At 64.7% G+C, this 21,870-nt stretch carries 19 protein-coding genes; 8 read left to right on the top strand and 11 right to left on the bottom strand.

What is annotated here, in order from left to right; translation table 11 throughout:
* The first annotated feature begins 204 nt into the window (after positions 1-204).
* Entirely contained in the window at positions 205-1,479 is a 1,275-nt protein-coding gene (locus tag AC5W7N_RS09325; RefSeq protein ID WP_495923535.1) for an APC family permease, read from the top strand.
* A gap of 163 nt (positions 1,480-1,642) precedes the next feature.
* Here AC5W7N_RS09325 and AC5W7N_RS09320 read toward each other — a convergent pair whose 3' ends face one another.
* Entirely contained in the window at positions 1,643-2,140 is a 498-nt protein-coding gene (locus AC5W7N_RS09320) for a winged helix-turn-helix transcriptional regulator (protein ID WP_495923534.1), read from the bottom strand.
* Positions 2,141-2,248: 108 nt separating this feature from the next.
* Between AC5W7N_RS09320 and AC5W7N_RS09315 the strand changes: the two genes are divergently transcribed.
* The 6 genes from AC5W7N_RS09315 (at position 2,249) to casI (ending at position 8,280) form a co-directional block, all read left to right on the top strand.
* The gene (locus tag AC5W7N_RS09315; RefSeq protein ID WP_495923533.1) at positions 2,249-2,920 is read left to right on the top strand and encodes a dihydrofolate reductase family protein; all 672 of its coding nucleotides are present in this window, start codon (positions 2,249-2,251) and stop codon (positions 2,918-2,920) included.
* Between the two features lie 77 nt (positions 2,921-2,997).
* Complete coding sequence (locus tag AC5W7N_RS09310; RefSeq protein WP_163811539.1) at positions 2,998-3,636, top strand: TetR/AcrR family transcriptional regulator; 639 nt, start codon at positions 2,998-3,000, stop codon at positions 3,634-3,636.
* Positions 3,637-3,783: 147 nt separating this feature from the next.
* The gene (locus tag AC5W7N_RS09305) at positions 3,784-4,965 is read left to right on the top strand and encodes an LLM class flavin-dependent oxidoreductase (RefSeq protein ID WP_194989343.1); all 1,182 of its coding nucleotides are present in this window, start codon (positions 3,784-3,786) and stop codon (positions 4,963-4,965) included.
* Between the two features lie 3 nt (positions 4,966-4,968).
* Positions 4,969-6,012, top strand: a complete 1,044-nt coding sequence (locus tag AC5W7N_RS09300; RefSeq protein ID WP_194989342.1) for an alcohol dehydrogenase catalytic domain-containing protein — start codon at positions 4,969-4,971, stop codon at positions 6,010-6,012.
* Between the two features lie 30 nt (positions 6,013-6,042).
* On the top strand, positions 6,043-6,594 hold the full coding sequence (locus AC5W7N_RS09295) for a nuclear transport factor 2 family protein (RefSeq protein WP_495923532.1): 552 nt from the start codon (positions 6,043-6,045) through the stop codon (positions 6,592-6,594).
* Positions 6,595-6,624: 30 nt separating this feature from the next.
* On the top strand, positions 6,625-8,280 hold the full coding sequence (gene casI, locus AC5W7N_RS09290; protein ID WP_495923531.1) for a steroid-22-oyl-CoA synthetase: 1,656 nt from the start codon (positions 6,625-6,627) through the stop codon (positions 8,278-8,280).
* 66 nt (positions 8,281-8,346) lie between these two features.
* On the opposite strand, the gene AC5W7N_RS09285 is transcribed toward casI, so the two are convergent.
* Positions 8,347-8,550: a cold-shock protein gene (locus tag AC5W7N_RS09285; protein ID WP_030521844.1), complete on the bottom strand. Its 204-nt coding sequence runs from the start codon at positions 8,548-8,550 to the stop codon at positions 8,347-8,349.
* A 259-nt stretch (positions 8,551-8,809) separates the two neighbouring features.
* Here AC5W7N_RS09285 and AC5W7N_RS09280 point away from each other — a divergent pair, with 259 nt between their 5' ends.
* Positions 8,810-9,613 carry an LLM class flavin-dependent oxidoreductase gene (locus tag AC5W7N_RS09280; RefSeq protein WP_495923530.1) on the top strand — a complete coding sequence of 268 codons (804 nt, stop codon included), beginning with the start codon at positions 8,810-8,812 and terminating at the stop codon, positions 9,611-9,613.
* Positions 9,614-9,854: 241 nt separating this feature from the next.
* Here AC5W7N_RS09280 and AC5W7N_RS09275 read toward each other — a convergent pair whose 3' ends face one another.
* The 9 genes from AC5W7N_RS09275 to AC5W7N_RS09235 form a co-directional block, all read right to left on the bottom strand.
* The gene (locus AC5W7N_RS09275; protein WP_495923529.1) at positions 9,855-10,154 is read right to left on the bottom strand and encodes a hypothetical protein; all 300 of its coding nucleotides are present in this window, start codon (positions 10,152-10,154) and stop codon (positions 9,855-9,857) included.
* A gap of 158 nt (positions 10,155-10,312) precedes the next feature.
* Positions 10,313-11,461: a helix-turn-helix domain-containing protein gene (locus AC5W7N_RS09270; protein ID WP_495923528.1), complete on the bottom strand. Its 1,149-nt coding sequence runs from the start codon at positions 11,459-11,461 to the stop codon at positions 10,313-10,315.
* 127 nt (positions 11,462-11,588) lie between these two features.
* A complete protein-coding gene (locus AC5W7N_RS09265; protein WP_495923527.1) occupies positions 11,589-12,398 on the bottom strand; it encodes a DUF6339 family protein in 810 nt (269 codons plus the stop codon).
* Positions 12,395-13,027: a hypothetical protein gene (locus AC5W7N_RS09260; RefSeq protein ID WP_495923526.1), complete on the bottom strand. Its 633-nt coding sequence runs from the start codon at positions 13,025-13,027 to the stop codon at positions 12,395-12,397. Before AC5W7N_RS09260 ends, AC5W7N_RS09265 begins: the two co-directional genes overlap by 4 nt.
* Before the next feature lie 260 nt (positions 13,028-13,287).
* Positions 13,288-15,246 carry a hypothetical protein gene (locus AC5W7N_RS09255; RefSeq protein ID WP_495923525.1) on the bottom strand — a complete coding sequence of 653 codons (1,959 nt, stop codon included), beginning with the start codon at positions 15,244-15,246 and terminating at the stop codon, positions 13,288-13,290.
* On the bottom strand, positions 15,243-16,259 hold the full coding sequence (locus AC5W7N_RS09250; protein WP_495923524.1) for a PD-(D/E)XK motif protein: 1,017 nt from the start codon (positions 16,257-16,259) through the stop codon (positions 15,243-15,245). The genes AC5W7N_RS09255 and AC5W7N_RS09250 overlap by 4 nt, the downstream gene beginning before the upstream one ends.
* On the bottom strand, positions 16,259-18,814 hold the full coding sequence (locus tag AC5W7N_RS09245; RefSeq protein ID WP_495923523.1) for a Z1 domain-containing protein: 2,556 nt from the start codon (positions 18,812-18,814) through the stop codon (positions 16,259-16,261). Before AC5W7N_RS09245 ends, AC5W7N_RS09250 begins: the two co-directional genes overlap by 1 nt.
* A gap of 198 nt (positions 18,815-19,012) precedes the next feature.
* Positions 19,013-20,170, bottom strand: a complete 1,158-nt coding sequence (locus AC5W7N_RS09240; RefSeq protein WP_495923522.1) for a DNA cytosine methyltransferase — start codon at positions 20,168-20,170, stop codon at positions 19,013-19,015.
* Between the two features lie 135 nt (positions 20,171-20,305).
* Positions 20,306-21,679 carry a vWA domain-containing protein gene (locus AC5W7N_RS09235; protein WP_495923521.1) on the bottom strand — a complete coding sequence of 458 codons (1,374 nt, stop codon included), beginning with the start codon at positions 21,677-21,679 and terminating at the stop codon, positions 20,306-20,308.
* Between the last annotated feature and the right edge of the window lie 191 nt (positions 21,680-21,870).

Raw genomic sequence — 21,870 nt, 5'->3', positions numbered from 1 at the left:
TGCGCCATATTCCTTGGAATTCCTCTCCAACGGTGGGCATCGATAGCCACCCGGCTGCGATGCGGGGCGGTGCGGCAGCCGTTCACGTCCGGATCGACGTTGGATCGCGCACACCCAGGTCCCAAGCCCCGACGTCTCATCCGGCGCCGCCGCACCGTCGTGGATAAGGTGAGCGGCGAATTCCGCCGCCTGCCAGGAGCCGCCGTGCCCCGCCCATCCTCGAACCAGCCGCGCCCGCAGCGATTACACAGACACCTCGGCGTCCCCGATGCGGTCATGATCGGCCTCGGCGCGATGCTCGGCGCCGGAATCTTCGCCGCCCTTGCGCCGGCCGCGGAGGCCGCGGGCAGCGGGCTGCTGCTCGGGCTCGCGGTCGCTGCGGTGGTCGCCTATTGCAATGCGACGTCCTCGGCCCGGCTGGCTGCCCGCTACCCCGACTCCGGCGGCACCTACGTCTACGGCCGGGAACGGCTCGGCCCGTTCTGGGGGTACCTGGCGGGCTGGAGTTTCGTGATCGGCAAAACCGCCTCGTGTGCGGCCATGGCGTTGACGGTCGGGGTGTATGTCTGGCCGGGACATGCGCACGCGGTGGCGGTCGCGGCGGTGATCGCCTTGACGACGGTGAACTATCTCGGCGTCCAGAAGTCGGCGCTACTGACCAGGGTGATCGTCGCCGTCGTTCTCGCGGTGCTCGCCGCGGTGGTCGTCGCCGCGAGCACGTCGTCCGAGGCAGATCCGCACCACCTGGCGTTCGGATCCGACATCACGCCGCTCGGGGTATTGCAAGCGGCGGGCCTGTTGTTCTTCGCGTTCGCCGGCTACGCCCGCATCGCGACCCTCGGCGAGGAGGTGCGCGACCCAGCCCGCACCATCCCGCGCGCCATCCCGATCGCACTCGGCATCGCTCTCATGGTCTACGTGGCCGTGGCGGTCGCCGCTCTGGTGGCCCTCGGGCCGCAGCGGCTGGCCGAATCCAGCGCGCCACTGACGAGTGCGGTCCAGGCCGCGGGCGCCGACTGGCTGTCGCCCATCGTCCGCGCCGGCGCCGCGGTCGCCGCGCTCGGATCGCTGCTGGCCTTGATCCTCGGTGTCTCGCGCACCACCCTCGCCATGGCCCGCGATCATCACCTGCCCCACGCCCTCGCGGCCGTTCATCCGCGCACCGGCGTCCCGCACCACGCCGAAATCGCCGTCGGCGCTGTGGTCGCCCTCGCCGCCGCCACCGCCGACCTCCGCGCGGCCATCGGCTTCTCCTCCTTCGGTGTGCTGCTCTACTACGCCATCGCCAACGCCTCCGCCTGGACGTTGCCCCGAAACGAAGGCCGCCCACCCCGCGCCGTCCCGGCAATCGGTCTGAGCGGCTGCCTTGTCCTCGCGTTCACCTTGCCGGCGGAATCGGTTCTCGCCGGCGCGGCCGTCGCCGCCCTGGGTGCAGTGGTGTACCTCGCCCGGCGGGGGGCGGGACGCCACGGCACCTGACCGCCGGTCGAGCAGGTCCGCTACGCACAACGCCGGGTCCCGAAGACGCAGGGTCGCGATATGGCCGCGATCAGGGACCTGACCGCGACGTTCTTCCGCCGAGAAGCAACCGCGGACCGGAATCGGCTGTAGTCCCGCGGTGCGGGGCAGGGTTGAGCGGAGTTCAGCCGTCCACGCCCGCAGCCGCGGCGTAGGCCTGCGCCAATCGTTCACTCGCACGGGGAGCCGACAGATCGGGGCGAGGCGTCCCGAGGTGCAGCTCCCGCAGCTCGTCCATGAACTCCTCCCACAGCTGCGGGCCGCCCTCCTCCAGCAGTTGTGCCCGGACCCGCAGGCGATGGGTGGTCTCGCGGTGGCGCAGCCCCCAGGACCCCAGCTGCGCCATGATCGGCACCAGCTGGATGGCGGGCTCGGTCAGCCGGTATTCGGCTTTGCGGCCGGGCCCGGCATCTTCGCGGCTCAGCAGTCCGGCCGCCACCAGCCGCTTGAGCCGGTCGGACAGGATATTGGAGGCGATGCCCTCCTCGGAGCCGGCCAAGAGCTCGCGGAAGTGCCTGCGGTTGCCGAACATCACGTCACGCAGCACCAGCAGCGTCCACCGGTCGCCGATCACCTCGATGGTCGCGTTGATCGGGCAACCCGAACGACCGTCTTCGCGCATGCCGCCCTCCTCCTATTCGACCTACCGCTTGCAATATACAACCACTAAGGGTTACGGTTCCACTCGAGCGATTGCGAAATGCAATCACCTCTTTCCGAGGAGGACGTCATGCCCAAGGTGCGCGCCACCATCTCCTGCTCGCTCGACGGCTTCGTCGCGGGCCCGAATCAGAGCGTCGAGAATCCACTCGGCGAGAACGGCGAACGGCTGCACGACTGGATGTTCGCCACCCGCGCGGGGCGGGCGATGCTCGGCGAAGAGGGCGGCGGGACCGGCATCGACAACGACATCGTCGCCACCCACAACGAGGGCATCGGCGCGGCGATCATGGGCCGCAATATGTTCGGGCCCGTGCGCGGCGCGTGGCCCGACCACGACTGGACCGGCTGGTGGGGCGAGAATCCGCCGTTCCACCACGACGTCTTCGTGCTCACCCATCACCTGCGCCCCTCGGTGCCGATGACGGGCGGAACCACCTTCCATTTCATCGCAGCTGCTCCGGAAGAGGCGCTGCGGCAGGCTTTCTCCGCCGCCGATGGCCAGGATGTCCGCATCGCCGGCGGCGCGGCGACCCTGCGCCAGTTCTTGCGGAGCGGCTTGATCGATGAGTTGATCCTGTCGGTGGTCCCGGTCCTGCTCGGCTCCGGCGAACGACTCTTCGACGACCTCGGAACCCTGCCCGGCTACCGAGTCGAGGTGCTCGCCGGCTCCCCCGCCGTATCCCACATGCGCATCACCCGGCAAACATCGGACCAGCACCGGGACACAGCCGGTGGATGACCGGAACACCTGATTCGATCGATTGCTCGCATTCCCGGCGCACGTGCACCCGCTCGAGGCTGTGCAAGGCTGGGCCCATGACTTCCCCCGCCCGCAACCGCCAAGGCGACGCGACCAGGCTGCGTCTGATCAAGACGGCCGAGCGACTCTTCGCCACCCACGGCGTCGACGCGGTCTCGGTGCGGGCGATCAACGCCGCGGCGGGGCTCGGCGCCGCCTCGGTCCACTACCACTTCGGCAGCAAGGATGAGCTGCTGGCCGCCGTCCTGGTCGACCTCGGCGCACCGGTGCGCGATCGCATTCGCGCCAACGTCGGCCTACTGGCGGACGCACCGCGCCCGCCGGATGCCGAATCGCTGGTCCGAGCCGTGACCACACCGTATCTGGAACTGCTGCAACGTCATCGGACCCGCGGCATGCGCTGGATCAAGATCATCGCCCAGATCGCGCCGCAGGGCCATCCGGTGCTCGCGGCGACCGACCAGCAGCTGCCAGAGGCGCTCTTCGCCCAGGTCCGCCGGGCTTTTCCGGATGCCGATCCGCAGCGGCTGGCCGCGCGCTGGGCGGTGTCGCTGATGGGTTTCGTGCAGGCGTTGAGCCAGGCCGACGAGTGGAGCCGCGACGGCACCCGGCTTTCGGCGGCGGAGCTGGCCACCTTCTACGACGACGTCGTCACGTTCGTGATCGGCGGCGTCGAACGCCTCCTCCCCTCCTGAGCGGCGCGGCGCCCACCGACCGCGTGGCGTTCCACTCAGCGGGATATTTCTGGATCACATGATCCAACTCTCTGGTACACACGAACCCGTGAGCGGATGTGACCCCACTCACTCATCTCGTCCCGATCCCGTCAGGAGACGACGCCCGTGTGGACCTCCCGATCACTGCGATTCGGCGCCTTCCTCGCCCCGTATCACCCGCTCGACGCCGATCCAGCGCTGCAACTGCGCCGCGATATCGACCTCATGGAACACCTCGATCACCTCGGCTTCGACGAGGCCTGGATGGGTGAGCATCACTCCACCGGAGCCGAAATCGTCCCCGCCCCGGACATGTTCATCGCCGCCGCCGCCGAGCGCACCCAGCGCATCCGCTTCGGCACCGGCGTCATGTCGCTGCCGTATCACCACCCGCTCATCACCGCAGACCGCATCACCCAGCTCGACCTGCAGACCCGCGGCAGGCTGATCGTCGGCACCGGACCGGGCAAGATCCCGCTGGACGCGCACATGATGGGCATCGACCCTTCCGACCAACGTCGACGGCAGGGCGAAGCCTTGGAGGCGATAGTGGCGCTGCTGCGCGGCGAGGTCGTGAACATGAACACCGACTGGTTCACGTTGCGAGACGCCCGTGCGCAGCTGCCCACCTACGATCCGGCCGGCATCGAGGTGGCGGCCGCGTCGACGATCTCGCCCAATGGTTCGGTGCTGGCAGGCACCCACGGACTTTCGCTGTTGTCGCTGGCGGCCGGCTCCCCCACCGGCTTCGAGGCCCTCGACCGCAACTGGGGCGTCTACGAGAAGGTGTGCGCCGAGCACGGGCACGTGGCCGACCGCTCGACCTGGCGGCTGGTGAATCCGATGTTCCTGGCGGAGTCGCGTGCCGAGGCCGAACGTGCGGTGAGCCGCCGCATCGGCGCGATGGCCGCCTACGTCAACCGGCAGACCGGTGTCCGTCCGGCGTGGGCGGACTCCCCGCGCGGAATCATCGACCAGTGGCGCAACGACACCCTCGGCGAGTTCGGTCAAGCCATCATCGGCACGCCCGATGAGGCGATCGCCCAGATCGAGCGGCTGATCGAGAAGACCGGTGGGTTCGGCACCCTGCTCGTACTGCACGTCGACATGGCGAACTGGGAGGACACCTTACGCAGCTACGAGCTGTTCGCCGCCGAGGTGATCCCGCATTTCAAGCGCCGCAACCTCGGCCGCGAAGCCAGCCTGCAATTCGCCGAGGACAACCGCGAGTACCTGATCGGCGGTCTGGTCAGCGCGATCACCAAGGCCCACACCGACTATTACGGCGTCGCGCAGAAGGGGGCGTGAGTCGTGCGTGCAGCACAGTTCGCCGACGGCGAGTTCACCGTGACCGAGGTCGCCGATCCGCCCGCCGTCGGTCCGGGCCAACTGCGTATCGCGGTCGCCGCGTGCGGGATCTGCGGTAGCGATCTGAGCATGTCGAAGGATCCGTGTCGTTTCGTCGAGGTGGCCGAGAAAGCGGGCTACCCGCTGGCCGTCTTCGATCCACGGCGGCCGGTGGTCCTTGGGCACGAGTATGCCGGCACGGTTGTCGAAACCGGCTCGGGTATTACCGATTTCGCCGTCGGCGACCGCGTCGCGGGGATCGGGGTCAGCACCGAGACCGGCACCGGCATTCCGACGATCATCGGCTACTCGAACGAATACCACGGCGGCTTCGGCGAATTCATCGTCGTCGACGCGTTCTGGGTACGTCACGTTCCGGACGGTCTCTCGCTCGAGCACGCCACCCTGGCCGAACCGCTGCATGTGGGCGAGATGCATGTGCAGCAATCGGGTTTGACCGCCGAGGATTCCGCACTCGTCATCGGCTGCGGCCCGATCGGACTCGGCGCGATCCTTGCGGCGAAGGCGCACGGCGCCCGGACCGTCATCGCGTCCGAACCTTCGCCGGGCCGCCGCGCCCTGGCCCGAGCACTCGGGGCCGATATCGTCGTCGACCCGGCCGAACAGGATCCGGTCGCCGTGTGGAACGAGCAGGCCGCACCGAGCTCGGGAATCCTCATCGCCTACGAATGCAGCGGCCGCCCGGGCATTCTCGACTCGCTGCTGCACACCCTGCCGTTCGGATCGCGTATCCAGGTGCTGGCGGCCGGTTTCGCCGAGGAGACCATCGTTCCGGTGGTGGGTCAGTTCCGGATGATCGCGATCAACTTCGGCCACGGCAGCTACGAGCGCGCCTACGACACCGTGCTGCAACGGCTGGCCGACGGCGAGATCGACGCCGAGGCCATCATCACCGGCCGGGTCGGACTCGACGGCGTCGCCGACGCCTTCCAGGCGCTGCGCGACCCCGACGATCACGTGAAGATCCTCGTCCTGCCACAAGCGTGATGCCCCCTTGTTCCGGAAAGGAATTCCACGATGCCCGTCATCGACCCCACCCGTACCTGGGAACCGCTCGAACAACGCCTCGCCGACACCTCCGATCGCAGGCACCGCATCGTCTTGAGCGCCGTGATCGACCATATGAAGGCCGAGGCCGAGCCCGACCTCGACGCCCTGATGGCGACACTGTCGGAGACGCCCGACTATCACTTCTGGAACGCGGGTATCGACCGCGGGCCGAAGGGGATCGACGGCGTCCGCCGGTACTACACCGACTTCCTGGCCACGCGCACCAATATCCTCGAGTTCGACATCGATCGCATCGTCGTGGACGACTATTGCGTGGTGACCGAAGGCTTCCTCAAGCAGATCTACCCCGGCTCCTACGCCGCCAGGATCGGTCTCCCGGTCGGTGACGAATCCGCCCACTATCTGGTCACCAACCGCCAGCTGATCCTGTGGCCGGTCGACGAGGACGGACGCATCGTCGGCGAGGATTCCTATCAGTCGGGACCCGCCGACATCACCCTGCTGCGGCCGGACGAACTGCCGCAGCAGTACGTCGACCTCATGCGCTCGCCGAGCTGAGCGGAGGTCTTCGATGAAAGGTTGCCGGCGATGACCACCTCGGCCGACCACAAATCCGACATCGCTCGCATGCTCATGGCGCGCGTGGGCGACGACCATCTCGGACTGCGCACCAGGCAGCGCGACTGGACCTGGGACGCCGTGGTCCGCGAATCGGCCGCGCGGGCGGCCCTCGCACGGGCGTTGCGGGTCGACGGCCCGTTCCACATCGGTGTGCTGCTCGACAATGTGCCCGACTTCCTGTTCTGGCTCGGCGGGGCGGCACTCGCCGGCGCCACCATCGCCGGAATCAACCCCACGCACGGAGCCGCCGAACTGCGCGAGGAGATCCGGTTCGTCGATTGCCAATTGATCGTCACCGACCGCTCCGGTGCGGCGCGCTTGCGGGAGCTGGATCTCGGTCTGGCCGAGGACCGGTTTCTCGTCATCGACGAACCCCGCTACGCGGACATGCTGAACGCGCACCGCGTCGACCCGACCATTGCCGACGGTGTCGGCGCGGACTCGTTGTTCCTGTTGCTGTTCACCTCCGGCACCACCGGCCGGTCCAAGGCCGTCCGATGCAGCCAAGGCAGGTTGGCGCGGCTGGCCTACGCGAACTTCAAATACGGCCACCATCGCGACGACATCGACTACTGCTGCATGCCGCTGTTCCACGGCAACGCGCTGATGGGCCTATGGGCACCCGCACTCGCCTGCGGCGCCACGATCTGCCTTACGCCGAAATTCTCCGCGTCCGGCTTCCTGCCCGATATCCGGTTCTTCGGCGCCACCTTCTTCACCTATGTCGGCAAGGCCCTCGGCTATCTCATGGCCACCCCCGAGACCCCGCATGACCGCGACAACAGGCTCGAACGCGGTTTCGGCACCGAGGCCGCACCGGCCGACAAAGCCGAGTTCGCCCGCCGGTTCGGGGCACCGCTGCTCGAGGCCTACGGGTCCAGCGAAGGCGCGGGTTCGGTGCGGCTGGACCCGGCCGCCCCGGTCGGCGCCCTGGGACGTCCGGCGCACTCCGGTATCGCCGTCGTCGATCCTTCGACGCTGCGGGATTGCGCACCAGCTCGGGTGGACGAGCACGGCCGCGTCCTCAACCCCGACGAAGCTGTGGGCGAAATGGTGAACAAGGACGGCGCGGCGGCGTTCGAGGGCTACTACAACAATCCGGCCGCGGACGCCGAACGCGTCCGCAACGGCTGGTACTGGACCGGCGATCTCGGCTATATCGATGAAGCCGGGTTCCTCTACTTCGCCGGCCGTCGCGGTGATTGGATCCGGGTCGACGGCGAGAACACCTCGGCACTGCTGATCGAACAGGTTGTCCGCCGGCATCGCAGCGTCCTGGCCACCGGTGTCTACGCGGTACCGGATCCGCGTTCAGGTGATCTGGTGATGGCGGCGATCGAAGTGCACGAGCCCGAGGTGTTCGATCCGGTCGAGTTCGCTTCCTTCCTCGCCGGGCAAGCCGATCTCGGCCGCAAAGCGACACCGCGACTGCTCCGGGTCTCGTCCGCGCTGCCGGTGACCGGCTCGGGGAAGGTCGTCAAACGCGAACTGCAACAACAGAAATGGCGGACAACCGATGCCGTCTACCGTTGGGACCGCGGCGCATACCAGCTGATGTCCGATTCCGATAAGAGGACGTTCGAGCAGGAGTTCGTCCGCCACGACCGGCAGCGACTGCTCTGACATCCCTCCCAGGAAAAGGGGCAAGCCCCGCACCGTACGGCGCGGGGCTTGCGAAAGTCACGCTGTTCAGATAGCGCGGACGTCCTGAGCCTGCGGACCCTTCTGGCCCTGCCCGATCTCGAACTCCACACGCTGACCCTCTTCGAGGGTCCGGAAACCCGACCCGGAAACTGCCGAGTAATGCACGAAGACGTCAGGGCCGCCTCCGTCTTGCGCGATAAAGCCGAAGCCCTTTTCGCTGTTGAACCACTTCACGCTGCCTTGAGCCATGTTCTGTACTTCATACTTCCTGTAGATGAGCCGAGCAAATGTCAAGCCCGGTCTCGCCTACAACGATGCCATGCTTTGCGATATTCCTCCACCTCTGGGGCACGTGACTGTGAGGTAACTATCCCTCCGCGCATTCCACTATGGAGTGTGGACGATTGCCCAGGTAACGGGGGTCACGGCCGCGGCGCCGCCGGCCCGATGAATTTCGGGCGCGTGCGTCGTCCACATCTCCGAGGAACCGACCGACGGGAGCGCAGGCATGACGAGGCCGTTTCGATTCGGGGTCGTAGCCCCGCTCAGCACCGATCCGAGCACGTGGCGAGATCGGGTACGCCGCATCGCCGACTACGGCTACTCGACGCTACTGGTGCCCGACTTCCCCCAGACGCAACCGGCGCCCGCCCCCATGCTCGCCACCGCCGCGGCGCTGACCGATATGCGTGTCGGCACCTGGGTGTACGCCTCTCCGCTGCGTCCCGCATGGTTGACGGCATGGGAAGCGCACTCCCTGACATTGCTGACCGATGGCCGATTCGAGATGGGCATCGGCACCGGCAGGCCAGGAATCGACGACGAACTCCGCGCCAAGGGTGTGGTCGCCACCCCGCCGACGGAGCGTCTGGGCGAAATCCGCACAACAGTCGACACGCTCCGGGATCTCGACGGCCCCGGCCGCCGCACCCCGGTCGCGATGGCGGTCTACGGCCCGAAGGCGCAAGCGCTGGCGGCGGACATCGCCGACATAGTAACCTTCACGCTCGGCGAACAGCCCCGCGATGAAGTCGCGCGTATCGCACACAACTTCCGCGCCACCGCAGACCTCGAACTCGCCCTTCACGTACCGGTGATCGGCGACACCGTCGCACCCCACATGGCCCACCCCGCCACCGACCCCGCCGCCCTCCGCGCCGCAGACGCCCTGACCGTCCTACCCGACGACCCCGCCGCCGCCATCGTTGAAATCCAGCGCCGCCGAGACGAAATCGGCTTCACCTATTTCGTGATCGGCGCCGACTTCGCGGAGCGCTACGCTCCGGTTGTTGCCGAGTTGGGTGGGCGCTAGGGGCGCCGACCAGGTCTCGCCATGCCGCGAACTGGACCGGACTTGCGATCCCAGCCTCAAAGGCAAGCGCGCGGTGATCACCGGCCTCAGCCGCGGCGTCGGTCTCGAGCCTCGCCACCCGGCTCGTCGCGGCAGAGAGCCTAACTGCCGTCCTTGTCGTGTGGCCACCAGATCGCCCCGGCTATCACCAGGATCGGAAGGCCTACCGCGATGACATATCCCGTAAGGACCGTCAAGCCGCTCACACCTGTATCCCGATGGCCGACCAGCGAGCGAACGACAATCGCGGAAGCACTGTCTCCACGTCAACGATGTGCATGAGCGCATTCAGTTCTAGCGCGCCGAGGTGATACGGCGAAGGCAGGATCACCGCGTCTGCATCGGAATCGCGCACCTGGTCGCACAGCGGCAGCACCGATACCCCAGCGGGCCACACCAATTGATAACCCAGCCGCCGTGTCAACCGCTTCACCTGCGCCTCATCCCATTCCGGCGCGGTACTGCGGTCATAGTCGATCCATCCCAACGCTACTGGCTTCATTCACCCACCACCCATCGGTCGACGATTGGTATGCACCCGCCGCCGGGGAAGCCGGGAAGGATCGGCTGCGTCCCGGCAGCGGGGCCGGTTCGCAGCTTTGTGTATTCAGAGGTCTTGTGACTATGGCACTTTCAGGGAGTTGGAAGGGAAGTATCACATCAGTACTCGAGCCCGAGCACTCCTGCGAGCTCTCGCATCTGCGGTGTGAACGTTCTCCGCTTGGCGATGATGCGGCCCAGGATTTCCCGCGACAACCGTTGCTCAACGAACCACGGCCGTACTTCAGCGGACAGCTTCGCGAGAACCTCCACAGCGACGTCGTAGCGCCGCAGATCAACCTGTGCCGCAGCGACATCCAAGAGGTGACGGTTGCGGTTGTCCGAAGTCGGACTCAGGTCCGACGGGATATCGCGCGCCAGGCGTAGCGCGAGATCCGGGCGGTCGTCGACGACGGCATTCTCCACTCGCTTCATCGCAACTGTCGCGGGATTGAATGTCGTCCAATATTGGTGATAAGGGCTCCGTTCCGGCCGGACGGCGACCGCGCCTGCCGCGGCGAGACGCATCATGTCCTCGGCCTCGTCCGGCCGGTTGTCACGTACCGCCGCGGCCGACCCACGCAACAGCAGCCAGCCCCAAGTAGACACCTCACGCGTCGTAGCTACGGATAAGCGGGGTTCTATCCGGTCGGCCCACGTTGTGGCGAGATGGCGCACTCTGTCGAATTGGCGTTCCACAATCAGCAGCCAGCACAGTGTGACAACGGCGGATCCCGCATCCAGCACGTTGCCCGTGGATTCCGCCTCCGTCAGCGCACGGTTCAGCGCCAGCCGGGCGGGCTCCAGTTGGCGTGTCTGCACCAGCACCGACCCAGCCAGCTGTAATACCCGTGAACGCAACAGCGGCGGCGCGGCATTCCCGTCCTGAACCAAACGCGGCAAGATCCGGGCAAGCTGTTCATATTCGTTGTCGTGATACAGCCGCGTCGCGTGCGCCAGCGCCGCCTCGAGCCCAGGTACCGGCAGCTCCGCATCCTCAGCAGCGCGCACGAGCGAATCCCGCGTTGGCGCCCACAGCTCACCGCCTCCGCCGCTGTCCGGAGCATCCGGGGCCGGACCGAGGAGAACCGTCACCGGGCAGTCGAGGGCAACTGCAAACCGTCGCAGCGTGTCGATCCTGGCGTCATTCCGCTCACCCTGCTCGATCTTGCGGATCAGGGAGACCGACACACCGGCCGACTCCGCGAGCTCACGTTGAGTAAGCCCGCGCCGTTTACGGATGCTCTGGAGCCGTTCCCCGAGGTCCATATGTTCCAGGCTAACTGCTGCTACGGGTCAGCCGCGCAGAGTTGGGGCATGGCATTGCTCGACACCATCTTGCTTGCGCCAACGTGACGTCGAGTGTTCGGACGCTTCTGCCACGACTAGGGCTCGTTCACCCAAGGCCCGCCACAGCCGCCCTCGCAGTTGCCTCCTCGAGACTGAATCCGCGAGCTTGAAGCACTCCAAGTACTGCTTCCTCAGCAACTATCAGTAACTCTTCGTCGAGCGCCGGTTCATCCATGGCATCGAACGCGACCAACGGCGCCAGGCGCAGCAGTCGTTTCAAAAAGTCACGCAAGACCTCTCGCTCGGGGATGCCTTTGAAGTCCAGCGTGTTCCACACCCGAAGGATTGATTTGATCAGATGAGGACTTCCGCCCAGCGATGTGCGCCGTGCATAAATCTGGTCGAATGCTGCCTCCCCCAGCACGTCAAGGGCCGAATAGGGGTTGGTATCGGCCGGGGAATACACCAGCTGAGCGCGCCACCACATCCGGCCGAAGACATGGCGAGTCAGGTCGGAGCCCAAGACGCGGTCGCCCGGCGGGTTGGGATAGCGCCAGTGAGCAACGTCGGGCAACACGATTAGGGCCAAGAACGCCCAAACGTCACCCGCAGCGGCTTCGGCCGGCGCGATCCGCATTTCGCTGTGGAGCAGCGCCGCGGATTTGAGGTCGAATTTGACCTTTTGGTCTGCTGATGGAGGCTCCGGAAAGCCGGACTCTTTGGCCAAGTCGACGAGGATTTCCCTGAGGTTCTGCAACTTTTCCGGGCTGACCCGTGCGCCACCTGTCGCTACGTAGACAGCCGCGTCATCGGCTGTCCCCCATCGTGTTGCGAGATCGAGCGGTCCCAGAGTTCGATACTCGGACGCCAGTTCTCTTGCACGGTGACGCAGCAGCCTCGGGTAGAGCAGTGTCATGCGACCCCCTCGAAAATCTTCGCCGCCGCCTGGAGCTCAGAGGCGAAGACGTTGGGCGATTGCTCCGCCCTGAGGCGAATATCCGTCACCGATCGACCTGGGAACAGTCGTTCGAAGAGTTCTTGAAGAGTTGCACCGATCGTCTCGTCGGGATATTCGGACTCATCGTCGAACTCAGGTTGGTGTAGTGCGTGATCAACCATCGTCCGGGCAACATCCACCCGAAGCATCGCCAGTGCGATCTTGTCCTGTGGCCGCGGATTGCCTGCTCTCTGTAGCGCTTCGGCAATCACCGGCTGCCGCTCGTTCACCAGTAGTAGCAGCGAACCCATCGTCGCTGCATCGAGAGTACCGATCTCCAGGTGCCATGCAGCCGCATCCGGATAGTTTGTCTTCGCGAAGTCAACGATCGCGATCGGGAATTGCGGTGCATCACCCTGCAACCGAATCTGAGTTCGATCCGACCACAGCACTGAACCACCGCGACGCGCCGCGATCGGCCGATCATTGCCGTGCCTGCGACGTGCAAGAACCAGGAAGGTGTCTAGCACCAGAGTGCCGCCGAGGTCCGATCCGGGCAACTCGGCACGCAGTTCGACGGTGCCGGAATCGGGAACAGCTGTTCGCATGACCGGCCCCCTGAGCTTCGAGCCGGACGAAGTCCACACGGCTGCCAAGGCCAAGTCGGTCTCTGGCGCCAGACGAGACTCCGCAATTGCTCGCGCTCGATCTACCCGGATCTCTCGCCGTAAGAATAGGGTCGTCTGGTAGTCCCAGTGCGGGTACGCCTCTGGTAACGGGAGTTCGTCCCCGTCGATCTGCAGCAGCCAGTCACCGGCATGAACAACATCAGGCGAAGGAGTTCGGTAGGGCAGAACACGGTGAACCATCAGGACCCCACCGCCTCGGTGAACAGCACGATATCCGTCATTGTGTCAGCGGCCGGTTTCGCAATTGCCTTCCAGACATCACCTGTGCCGCCTTCGATTACGAATGTCGGCGTCGTGTGCAGTTGCCCGGTCGGATCCTCCCACCCCACGAGTCCCGGAACTTCCGCGCCGGCGGGCGGATCCGTTTCGAGGCTTCCGTCCGTCGCGACAGCCACGGCAAGGTCGGCAGAGACTCGCTGGGCGAGTTTGAGGGGAAGCCGGAATTCCTGGACCACCACCGCGTTTCCCCAGTAGTCATCAAGGTAGGCATCACCGACATACTCGATCTTGGGACGCCTCCGTTTCGGTTCAGCTCCCGGCATAGGTTGGGAACCCCCGTCTTGCCCTCTGCTTTCTGAAGACTCGAATCCAGTCGAATCGAGCCCAAGCTCGGCCCCACGATCGCCCATGTTCGGGGCTCCCGACGGGCGGCGACGCGCTGGTCGTCTCTTAATAACTTCCGTGTCGCCTGGCCTTCCATAATCTGTTGCTGAGCCGATTCCCCACGCACCCCCGACCAGCGGAGACAACTGATCACTTGCAGCACCCAGCGAAATCTGAGCGACCTCGACCTCACGGGCGCCGGCCAAACCAGTGATACGCTCCGCCGACTCCTTCAACCGCGTAAATGTCACCCTCACATAGGAACTGTCGGGCATTTCCAAAGACTGCGGGTTCCAACTATCGTGTGTCGGCGGCTCGGCGGCGGCAAAGGTTTCATCCATCGACTCGTCGGCTCGGAACACACCCGCGTATGCGATGTACTCGCTGGGCGGCTTCGGCCCCTGCCAATAAGTCACCACCAGTTCGGCCGGTCGCATCAGACATACATGGTGCACCATGCCCGAGTCGAAGCCTGCCATTCTCGCGGCCGAACTCGGCTCGAACCTCTGAGACATCGTTCGCTCGATCCCGAGCCGACCGAGCAGCTTTTTGGATCGCCCGTGGCGGAGGTCTTCTCCCCGGCCGTCGACCATCTTGGTGTAAGCCGACACAAACAACCGTAGTGGCTTCAGCTTCGTGGGGTCCGGTACGGAATATTCGATCCCATCGCACGTCACTGTGAACCGCATAGGGGGGACACCACGACTGCCCGGCAGCATCTTCGGCCACAGTTGCCATGCGATTGTGTCCGCGAGGTACTCAGCGACCTCGACCGGCGTCCGGTCGTCGAGGTGCGGATCGATGATGACGATGGTCGTGCCAGTCTCGGACTCGCCGAACGGACGCAAACCGAGCCTGGAAGCCATCGCATCGGCCGCGCCACCTACCAATGGCTCGATCACATCGCCCGATGCGTCTCCCCACCAATGGCGTCCCGTGTAGCGTCGTTTGCCACCGACGTCATTCGCGTCATAGCTCTTCCAGAGAGCCGCACCCATCAGCCTGGTCTCGTAACGGCCTTCATACTGGCATCTCGTATGCACCAAGATCGTGCCCGAATTCGACACGAGATACAGGATCCCCTTACCGAATCCATACGTACCACCGCCGAGGCTCTGATCGCGCGGCTCTCCGATGTTGCGGAGAAAGGCAACAAAATCCCGCCCCTTGTCGGTGACCGTATCTGCCCTCGTCGGTCCACCTAGACCCCGCGTTCCCCGGTCGGAAATGGAAAGGACTCTGATCGTGGGCTTATTCAGTGATTCGCGTAACGGCAGGACATCCTTCATCGGGGCGCGGCGTGTCATGTGTTCGCGCCAAGCCGACGCGTCCGCAGCACTGACTGTCTGAAGATCGATGCGGTAGTGGACTGTGACTCCGTCTCCGATCCGAGCATCCCAGCTGTTCTGCGCCGACTCGCGGACAAGGATCGTCAGATGGTCCAACTCGGGCTTTCCCAGCTGATTCCTGATACCTTCGGCTGCGCTGGCGCCTTCAGGTGGAAACGGTTGGGAGACCCAGCTCGGTGCTGTCACGCAAACTCCTCGATCATGGCACCCAGAAGTTCGTCCACTGCACTCTGAGACATCGGGGCAGGCGACTCCGGCGACAAGTCGATCGTGTAGTCGACATCCCGGATGTTGGCTGATATGCCCGCAGCCGCCAAATCGATCTGTGTGAGCCGTGGAAACGCGACATCAACGTTGTACCAACGCTCTTCATCAACCATGAACCGCACATGGGAGTAGTGGGCGTCGTCGGCGACGCGATAGCCGACAGACGCCAGCAGGCCCAACACGGCGCTCTCGTCATCCGCAAGGTCGAGAACCCTTGCAACCAGCGCCAAGAACCCGACCCCTGTCGACTCAGCCCGGAGCAAGCGCATCCAGACCAGCCCCAACGGACCACCCATCGGCGGTTCGAGCTGGTCCAATCCGTGAATACGAACCGCACGGCCATCCGTCGTCAGTGAGGTCTTCACTTCGACTGCCGCCGAGTCAGCGGCAAAGTCATGACGATGGCCGGACGGTCCACGCCACGTGCGATACGCGCTGCCGTCCCGCTCCAGAAGTCGAGCAAGCACCGTCAGTTCGCCGAATAAACCGGCCAACTCGTGCGGGCCCAGCGGCGGGCCCGGGTTTTGAAACAGGGCTTTCCACCGATCTAGAACACGGTTGAGCGTCTTGACAGGATTTTCAGGACTGGTTTCGGTTGCGACGAGCACATCCGCACACAGCATCGTGAAAATATCGTTCAGATCTCGGCGCAGGCAACCGAGATCGGCATAGAGTCGGTAGGTTTCGCGGTCCTCGAGCGCCCTTTTCCTGAGTTGCAATACGGGACCATTCAACCCTTTTCGGACGATCTGATGGCTACCGATGGGCACGAGCAGATGGCGGTGGCCATCGGCATCTACTGCCGCAGCCACGTGTCCGAGGGGGGTCGGAACCGGTAGGTCCGCAAGCCTGAGCGCGTTCTCCGTGATCTGCCCGGAGCCTTCCAGCCGACGCCAATGCTCGTCTACGACAACGCGAACAGCGGAGATCATCAGAGCTCCTCCGCCTCGATCAGGCTGAAGTCCTCTTCCTCGATGTCAACGCCCGAAAGATCGGCCGAGATGTAAGTCGACTCCCAAGCAACTGTGCTGTCGTGCTCTGGCTTTGGAAAGACCATTCCTACGCCTATGACGTGCTCGGGCACATCGAGCGGGGTACGTTTCTGCTTCGCTGGATCGGGATTGGAGACGCGATCGATCGGATACAACACCAGAAGGCCAGTATCAGGCAATTGGACCGCCCGGGCGCTCGTTATATCATCTTCGGTCATCTTTTCGGTATCACCGTCGAGATCGATAGCGGCATCGCGACGGCTCATCAACGTCTTGATGTCGGCAAAATCCGGTTGAGGTGTGCCGAATCGAGACCGGACGATGCGGCCGACCGAGACGCCGGGAGCAAATTCGAAGCCGTCGTCAGCGCCTTTCTGCGGATTGCCGATGATAGCAATATTCCATCGGCGAAGTGCGCCAGCATTTCGGATTCGCTTCTCAATATACCCAGAAATTAAATCCGCGTCGCACTCCTGCGATCGTTCGTGAAACTCGTATTCCCGGAGGAAATCCAGCACGATGTGACTCGGTACATCCCGGATGAGGTAGCGCCCCGCACTGGTGCGGTCATCGACGCGCCCTTGGTCGAGCGCGCCTGCGGCGAGGTTTTTTGCCGCGGTTTGATTTCCCAGAAGCCATTCAGCATCAGTCCGGAAATACCGGGTCTGGACTCGTTTTCCTCCGTAGGATGATGCCGCTGTCACCGCGTCCTTCATCTTGGCGGCCGCCGTGACCCGCAAAGCGGGATGGGTCCGCAACCGAACCGCGAAGTTCATCGGCGTCTTGCCCTCGGTCATATATACATCTATATCCCGTCGCATCTCGGTCTCGACGGTGGCAATATGACGGAACCAGTCCTCCAACTCGGCGGTCATCCATATCCGCGGCAAGTCTGCGTACCCATTTCGGTATCCGAACCACCGGCCCATCTGTAGCAGCGTGTCATACGTGGACACCGAACGCACGAAGTAACTGACCGAAAGCCCTTCGAGTGTCAGGCCGCGAGAAAGGGTGTTTCCCCCGACGGCAATCGCGACAACGGGGCCGTTCTCATAGTCGAGACGATCGGTACTTTCCGAGTTGTCCATAACGATCCGACAATCACGCAGCACACGAGGCAGTTGTTCGACCACTTCGTCGAAAGGAACCGGCCGTTCTCCGAACGACTCGGCGGAGACACGGCTCGTCTCGGTCACCCAAAGCTGCTTCAGCTCTTGGTGCAGCGCATCATCATCGAGGTCTCGAATCGTTCTGCGCCGCAGCGCTTCCAGCGGGGCATAGAAGCTGTTGTGCACGGCCGTCCGCACGCTCGTGTGGATCAGCATGGTGCAGTGCGGATTACCCGTCCCTCGAACTCGTCGAGCAGCGGTAGTGAGCCAGAAGTATTGGACGGCGCGCCGAAGGGTGTCCGTCACCACCGGCATGAATCCATCGGCATCCGCCTTCGTCTTCGGGCGGACAAGCTCCACGTCGTCATCGGGAACGTTTCGGATCATGTCGTAGCCGTCGTCGACTTCGTTCGGGTCCTCCCCGTCGAGCGCATACCGACCAAATAGCACTTCGGTACCGAAATGGCCTTCAGGTTTCGGCAGGTTCACAATGAAGTGTTGCGGATACAGGTCTTTCGCACTAGGGTCGATCAGCAAGTTCGCGAAAGGGGACGCCGTATATCCGACGTACGCCGATTTGGGCAGAGTATCGAGAATCTGCCGAATCAGCGGATTGATCGACGCCGTTGCAACGGTGGCCTGATCGGCCTCATCGTCGATGATCAGGGCCGGGCAATCTGAGAGGTAGTCCGAGGCATCGCTCAACCACCTAACCAATTTCCGCAGGACTGTCGCATTCTTCTTGACGACACACAGTACATGCGTCTTGTTTGCCTTTCCGAAGAAACTCGCTGGGTTGGCGGTCGGGCGGAAATCGTGATCGAGGTCGGTGATCTGTGACCACATACTGGGATTGGGTTCGACGAGCTGTTGAATCAAGCGCGCCTGAGTCTGTCGGCGCAAGCCGTTGTGGATACCCGCGAGCACAATGAACAGCTTGTATCCACGGTCAGCAGCCTTCGCCATCACAGCGGTAAAGTTTGTGGTTTTGCCCGATTGCACGTAGCCGACGACAAGGCCACGAGTCGAGAAGCTCATTTCTCGCGGATGACGAAGCAGCGAGACAATGCGAGTCGAGGACGCGTCCAAGCTGTCGATCGCGGGCGTCTGGGGCCAACCCTGCTTGAGGAGGCCCTTGGCAATCGCCGGCCAGAGTCGATCATCCGGATGCGGGCCCGCATACCAGGTCTCGTAGTTGTCGATGACTACGGAGCGTGGTTCTTGCATGTCGCGGATCCAGATCATGTCCTGGCTGTAGCGCTCTTGAATCCGCTGGATAACGTCGGGAGATGCGAACAGGGCAAGCTTCTTGACAGCTTCAGCAGGGGTGTCCTTGTCGAGAAACGACTTGAAGACGTCGTACTGTTCATCGATCAGATCACTCACCGGCACTCCTACTGTCTGCACTCGCTCTGGTACGACGGCGGGTTCGAACCCCCTGCACTAGCGGTAAGGCTAAGCGTTGCTACCGCCTTCGGGGAGCGGATCGGAAGCGACGTCGACCTCATCACTGGAATTGCTATCGCACTGCAGTCAGAAAGTGCTACATGTCACTCGTCGCCGCGAGTGGCGCGAAGTCACGGTTCAGCCAACCAGACTGGGTGTGGAGCGCGCTGGCTCCCTGAAGAGCGCAAGAGGCCCGTCGATGGCAGACATTCCGCCGCCCACCAGATCGAACCCGCCGTGCCGAGCCTGCTCCCACGTTCCTCCGACCGCCTCGTCCAGCCCCTGCACCGCAGGCAGCACGCCATGCACCGCTGCGCACAGGACATGAGCGGCGAGCCGAGGAGGTATCGCGTTACCGATCTGCTGCGCGATGTCCTTGCCCGACCATGGGTAGCCCGTGGGAAACGTCTGCAGCCGGCTTGCATCGTCAATGTTGATATGCCGAATGTAATTGCCGCCGAGGTCGATGATCCGGTTGCGAGAGACCTTGCCCGTGACTGTGTAGGCGGGCTCGTCGAAGTATCGCTTGCCACGAAGATCTGGCCTGCCGCCTGTTCCGTAATTGGAAACGACAACGAACTTCCCAGAGATGTTCAGGATCTTGCTCATCGGGATCCAGTCGAGCGCTCCGTTGTCAGGGCGGTCTTTCTGATGACGCACATACCGGCGATGGGTTGGCTCGGGCCACTTCACCGGATCGCTCAACCTAGCGATAAGGATTGCCCGCTTGCGTGTCTGGGGGACACCGAACTCCTCCGCTCGCATCACGTCCGCGTCGGCGAAGTAGCCCATCGCACGCAGCACGTCGACGTATTCCCGCCACACCGGGAGAACAGTAGGCACTTGTTCGAGCACAATCGTTTCAAACGGACGGTCGGCGGCCATCGCGACCATTGCCCACTTCAGTGGCTCGAGCACGAGACCTGTGCGCTCATCCTCGAGGTCCCCCAGCCATGTGTCGACACTGAACGGCCCGTTTTCGCCCATATGGCGTACCAAGCCGCGGACAGTCTCGAGGCGTTTACGGCCTGCACCCGAGCCCGCTACCGAATACGTCTGGCACGGGGGCCCACCTGTAAGGATTTTCGCAGCCGGAAAGTCGGATGGCGACCAGTCCCGTACGTCGGACATCAGCGTCGATAGACCCGCAGCCCTGCGAGTCGCCACCGCGTTCTCGTCGATCTCGATCCCGACCGACTTGATTTTCAGCCATGTGGCGGCCACATCGAGGCCACCGGGACCTGCGAAAAGATCGACCAGTTCGGCATTCGCGACGTCCTCGGAGCTGGCAAGCACTTTGTGATCTTATCGGCCATCTGTTCGATGCCGGGGGAAGGATGCGGCGTGCCCACCCTTCGGGTAACCCGAGACGGCATCCCGATCAGTTCGGCCCGTTGATCACAACCTGTCCGCAGCGGAGAGCCCCCGCACTCACGCGGGCAGCAGCCGCCCGACGACCTCGGCCAACTGCACTACGTTCCGGCATTCGTGCATCGTGATGTGCTCGGCGTACACGTGCGCGGCGGAGTCGCCGGTGGACCAGGAGCGGGCGGGTTCGGGGTTGAGCCAGTAGGCGTGCTTGGCCTTGTCGAGCATGAGGGAGAGGGCGTCGAGACCTGGGTCGGTGCGGTTGGTGCGGGCGTCGCCGAGGATGAGGAGGGAGGCGCGGGGGCCGAGGGCGTCGAGGTGGTTGGTGACGAAGCCGGAGAGGGCTTCGCCGTAGTTGCTGCTGCCGAAGCGGGTGACGCCGGATTCGCGGATGATGCGGGCGGTGAGGTCGGGGGTGGGCGGGGTGCCGGGGGTGAACCAGGGGGTGATTTCGGCGCAGGTGTCGATGAAGCCGAAGCTGCGGACGCGGCTGAATTGGTCTTGCAGGGCGGCGACCAGCAGGAGGGTGAATTCGGCGAAACCGGTGACGGAGCCGGAGAGGTCTGCCAGGACGACGAGGTCGGGGCGGCCGTGTTTGCGGGCGCGGAGGACGGGGGTGACGGGGACGCCGCCGGTGGACATGGAGGCGCGCAGAGTGCGGCGCAGGTCGATCTGGCCGCGGACGGCTTTGCGGCGGCGGGCGGCCAGGCGGGTGGCGAGTTTGCGGGCCAGCGGGTGGACGAGGCGGCGCATCTCGGCGAGGTCCTGTTCACGGGCGCCGAGGAAATCGATGCGGTCGCTGCTGGACTCGACGCCGCGGCGGGCGATGTAGTCGGTGCCGCGCAGTTCGGCGGAACGGATGCGGGCCTCGGTTTGCAGGGCGATGCGGAAGGCGCGCAGGCGGCGGTCGGCTTCGATGGTGTGCACGGCGGTGTCGAATTCGCTGGTGGAGGCGCCCATTCGGGCGACGATGCGTTCGGCGAGGTCGTCGGGCTGCAGTGCCTTCAGGGTCAGGTACGACGACCAACCCGCGCCGGAGGCGGTGGTCACGACGCCCGATGCGCCCGCGCCCTGTCCCCCGCTGCCGTAGCCGCCGAGTTCGGTGAGGGCGCGGCGAGCGAGTTCGGGTGTGGCGTCGGGGTTGTCGGCGAGAGTGGTGACCAGTTCGTCGCGCAAGGTCGCAATGGCATCGGAATTCGGTTCGCGCACTTGACCGTACCCGCCGCGACCGAGGAAGTAGAGGTCGAAGAGCTGATCGAAGACCGCGCGCTGACCGTTGCGGCGCAGCAGGGTGGCGGCGAGGCCGGAGCGGAGGCGGTCGGTGTTGTCGGTGCCGAGCGCGACAATGGCTTCGGCGGCATCGATGGTTTCGCTGGGGCCGACGTTGATGCCGTGTTCGCGCAGCAGCGTGACGAACGCGACGAGGCGGTCGGTCATCGATTCGTGGCGCGATCCGGCCTCGAGGTGAGCGGGTCCGGACGGCGTCACCTGTCGCCCCCATCCGGGGCTGCCCACACCCGAGATCCCCCGGTGCGGTTTCGGCGGTAAGGGCGTGGCCAGGAAGGGCGCGTAGGCGCGTCCGATAGGCGCCCGCTCGGTGCACCGAACCGGGCGGCGCCGTGACCCGG

This window comes from Nocardia sp. CDC519 (assembly GCF_059509835.1).
This window is presented reverse-complemented; position numbering and strand designations above follow the sequence as displayed.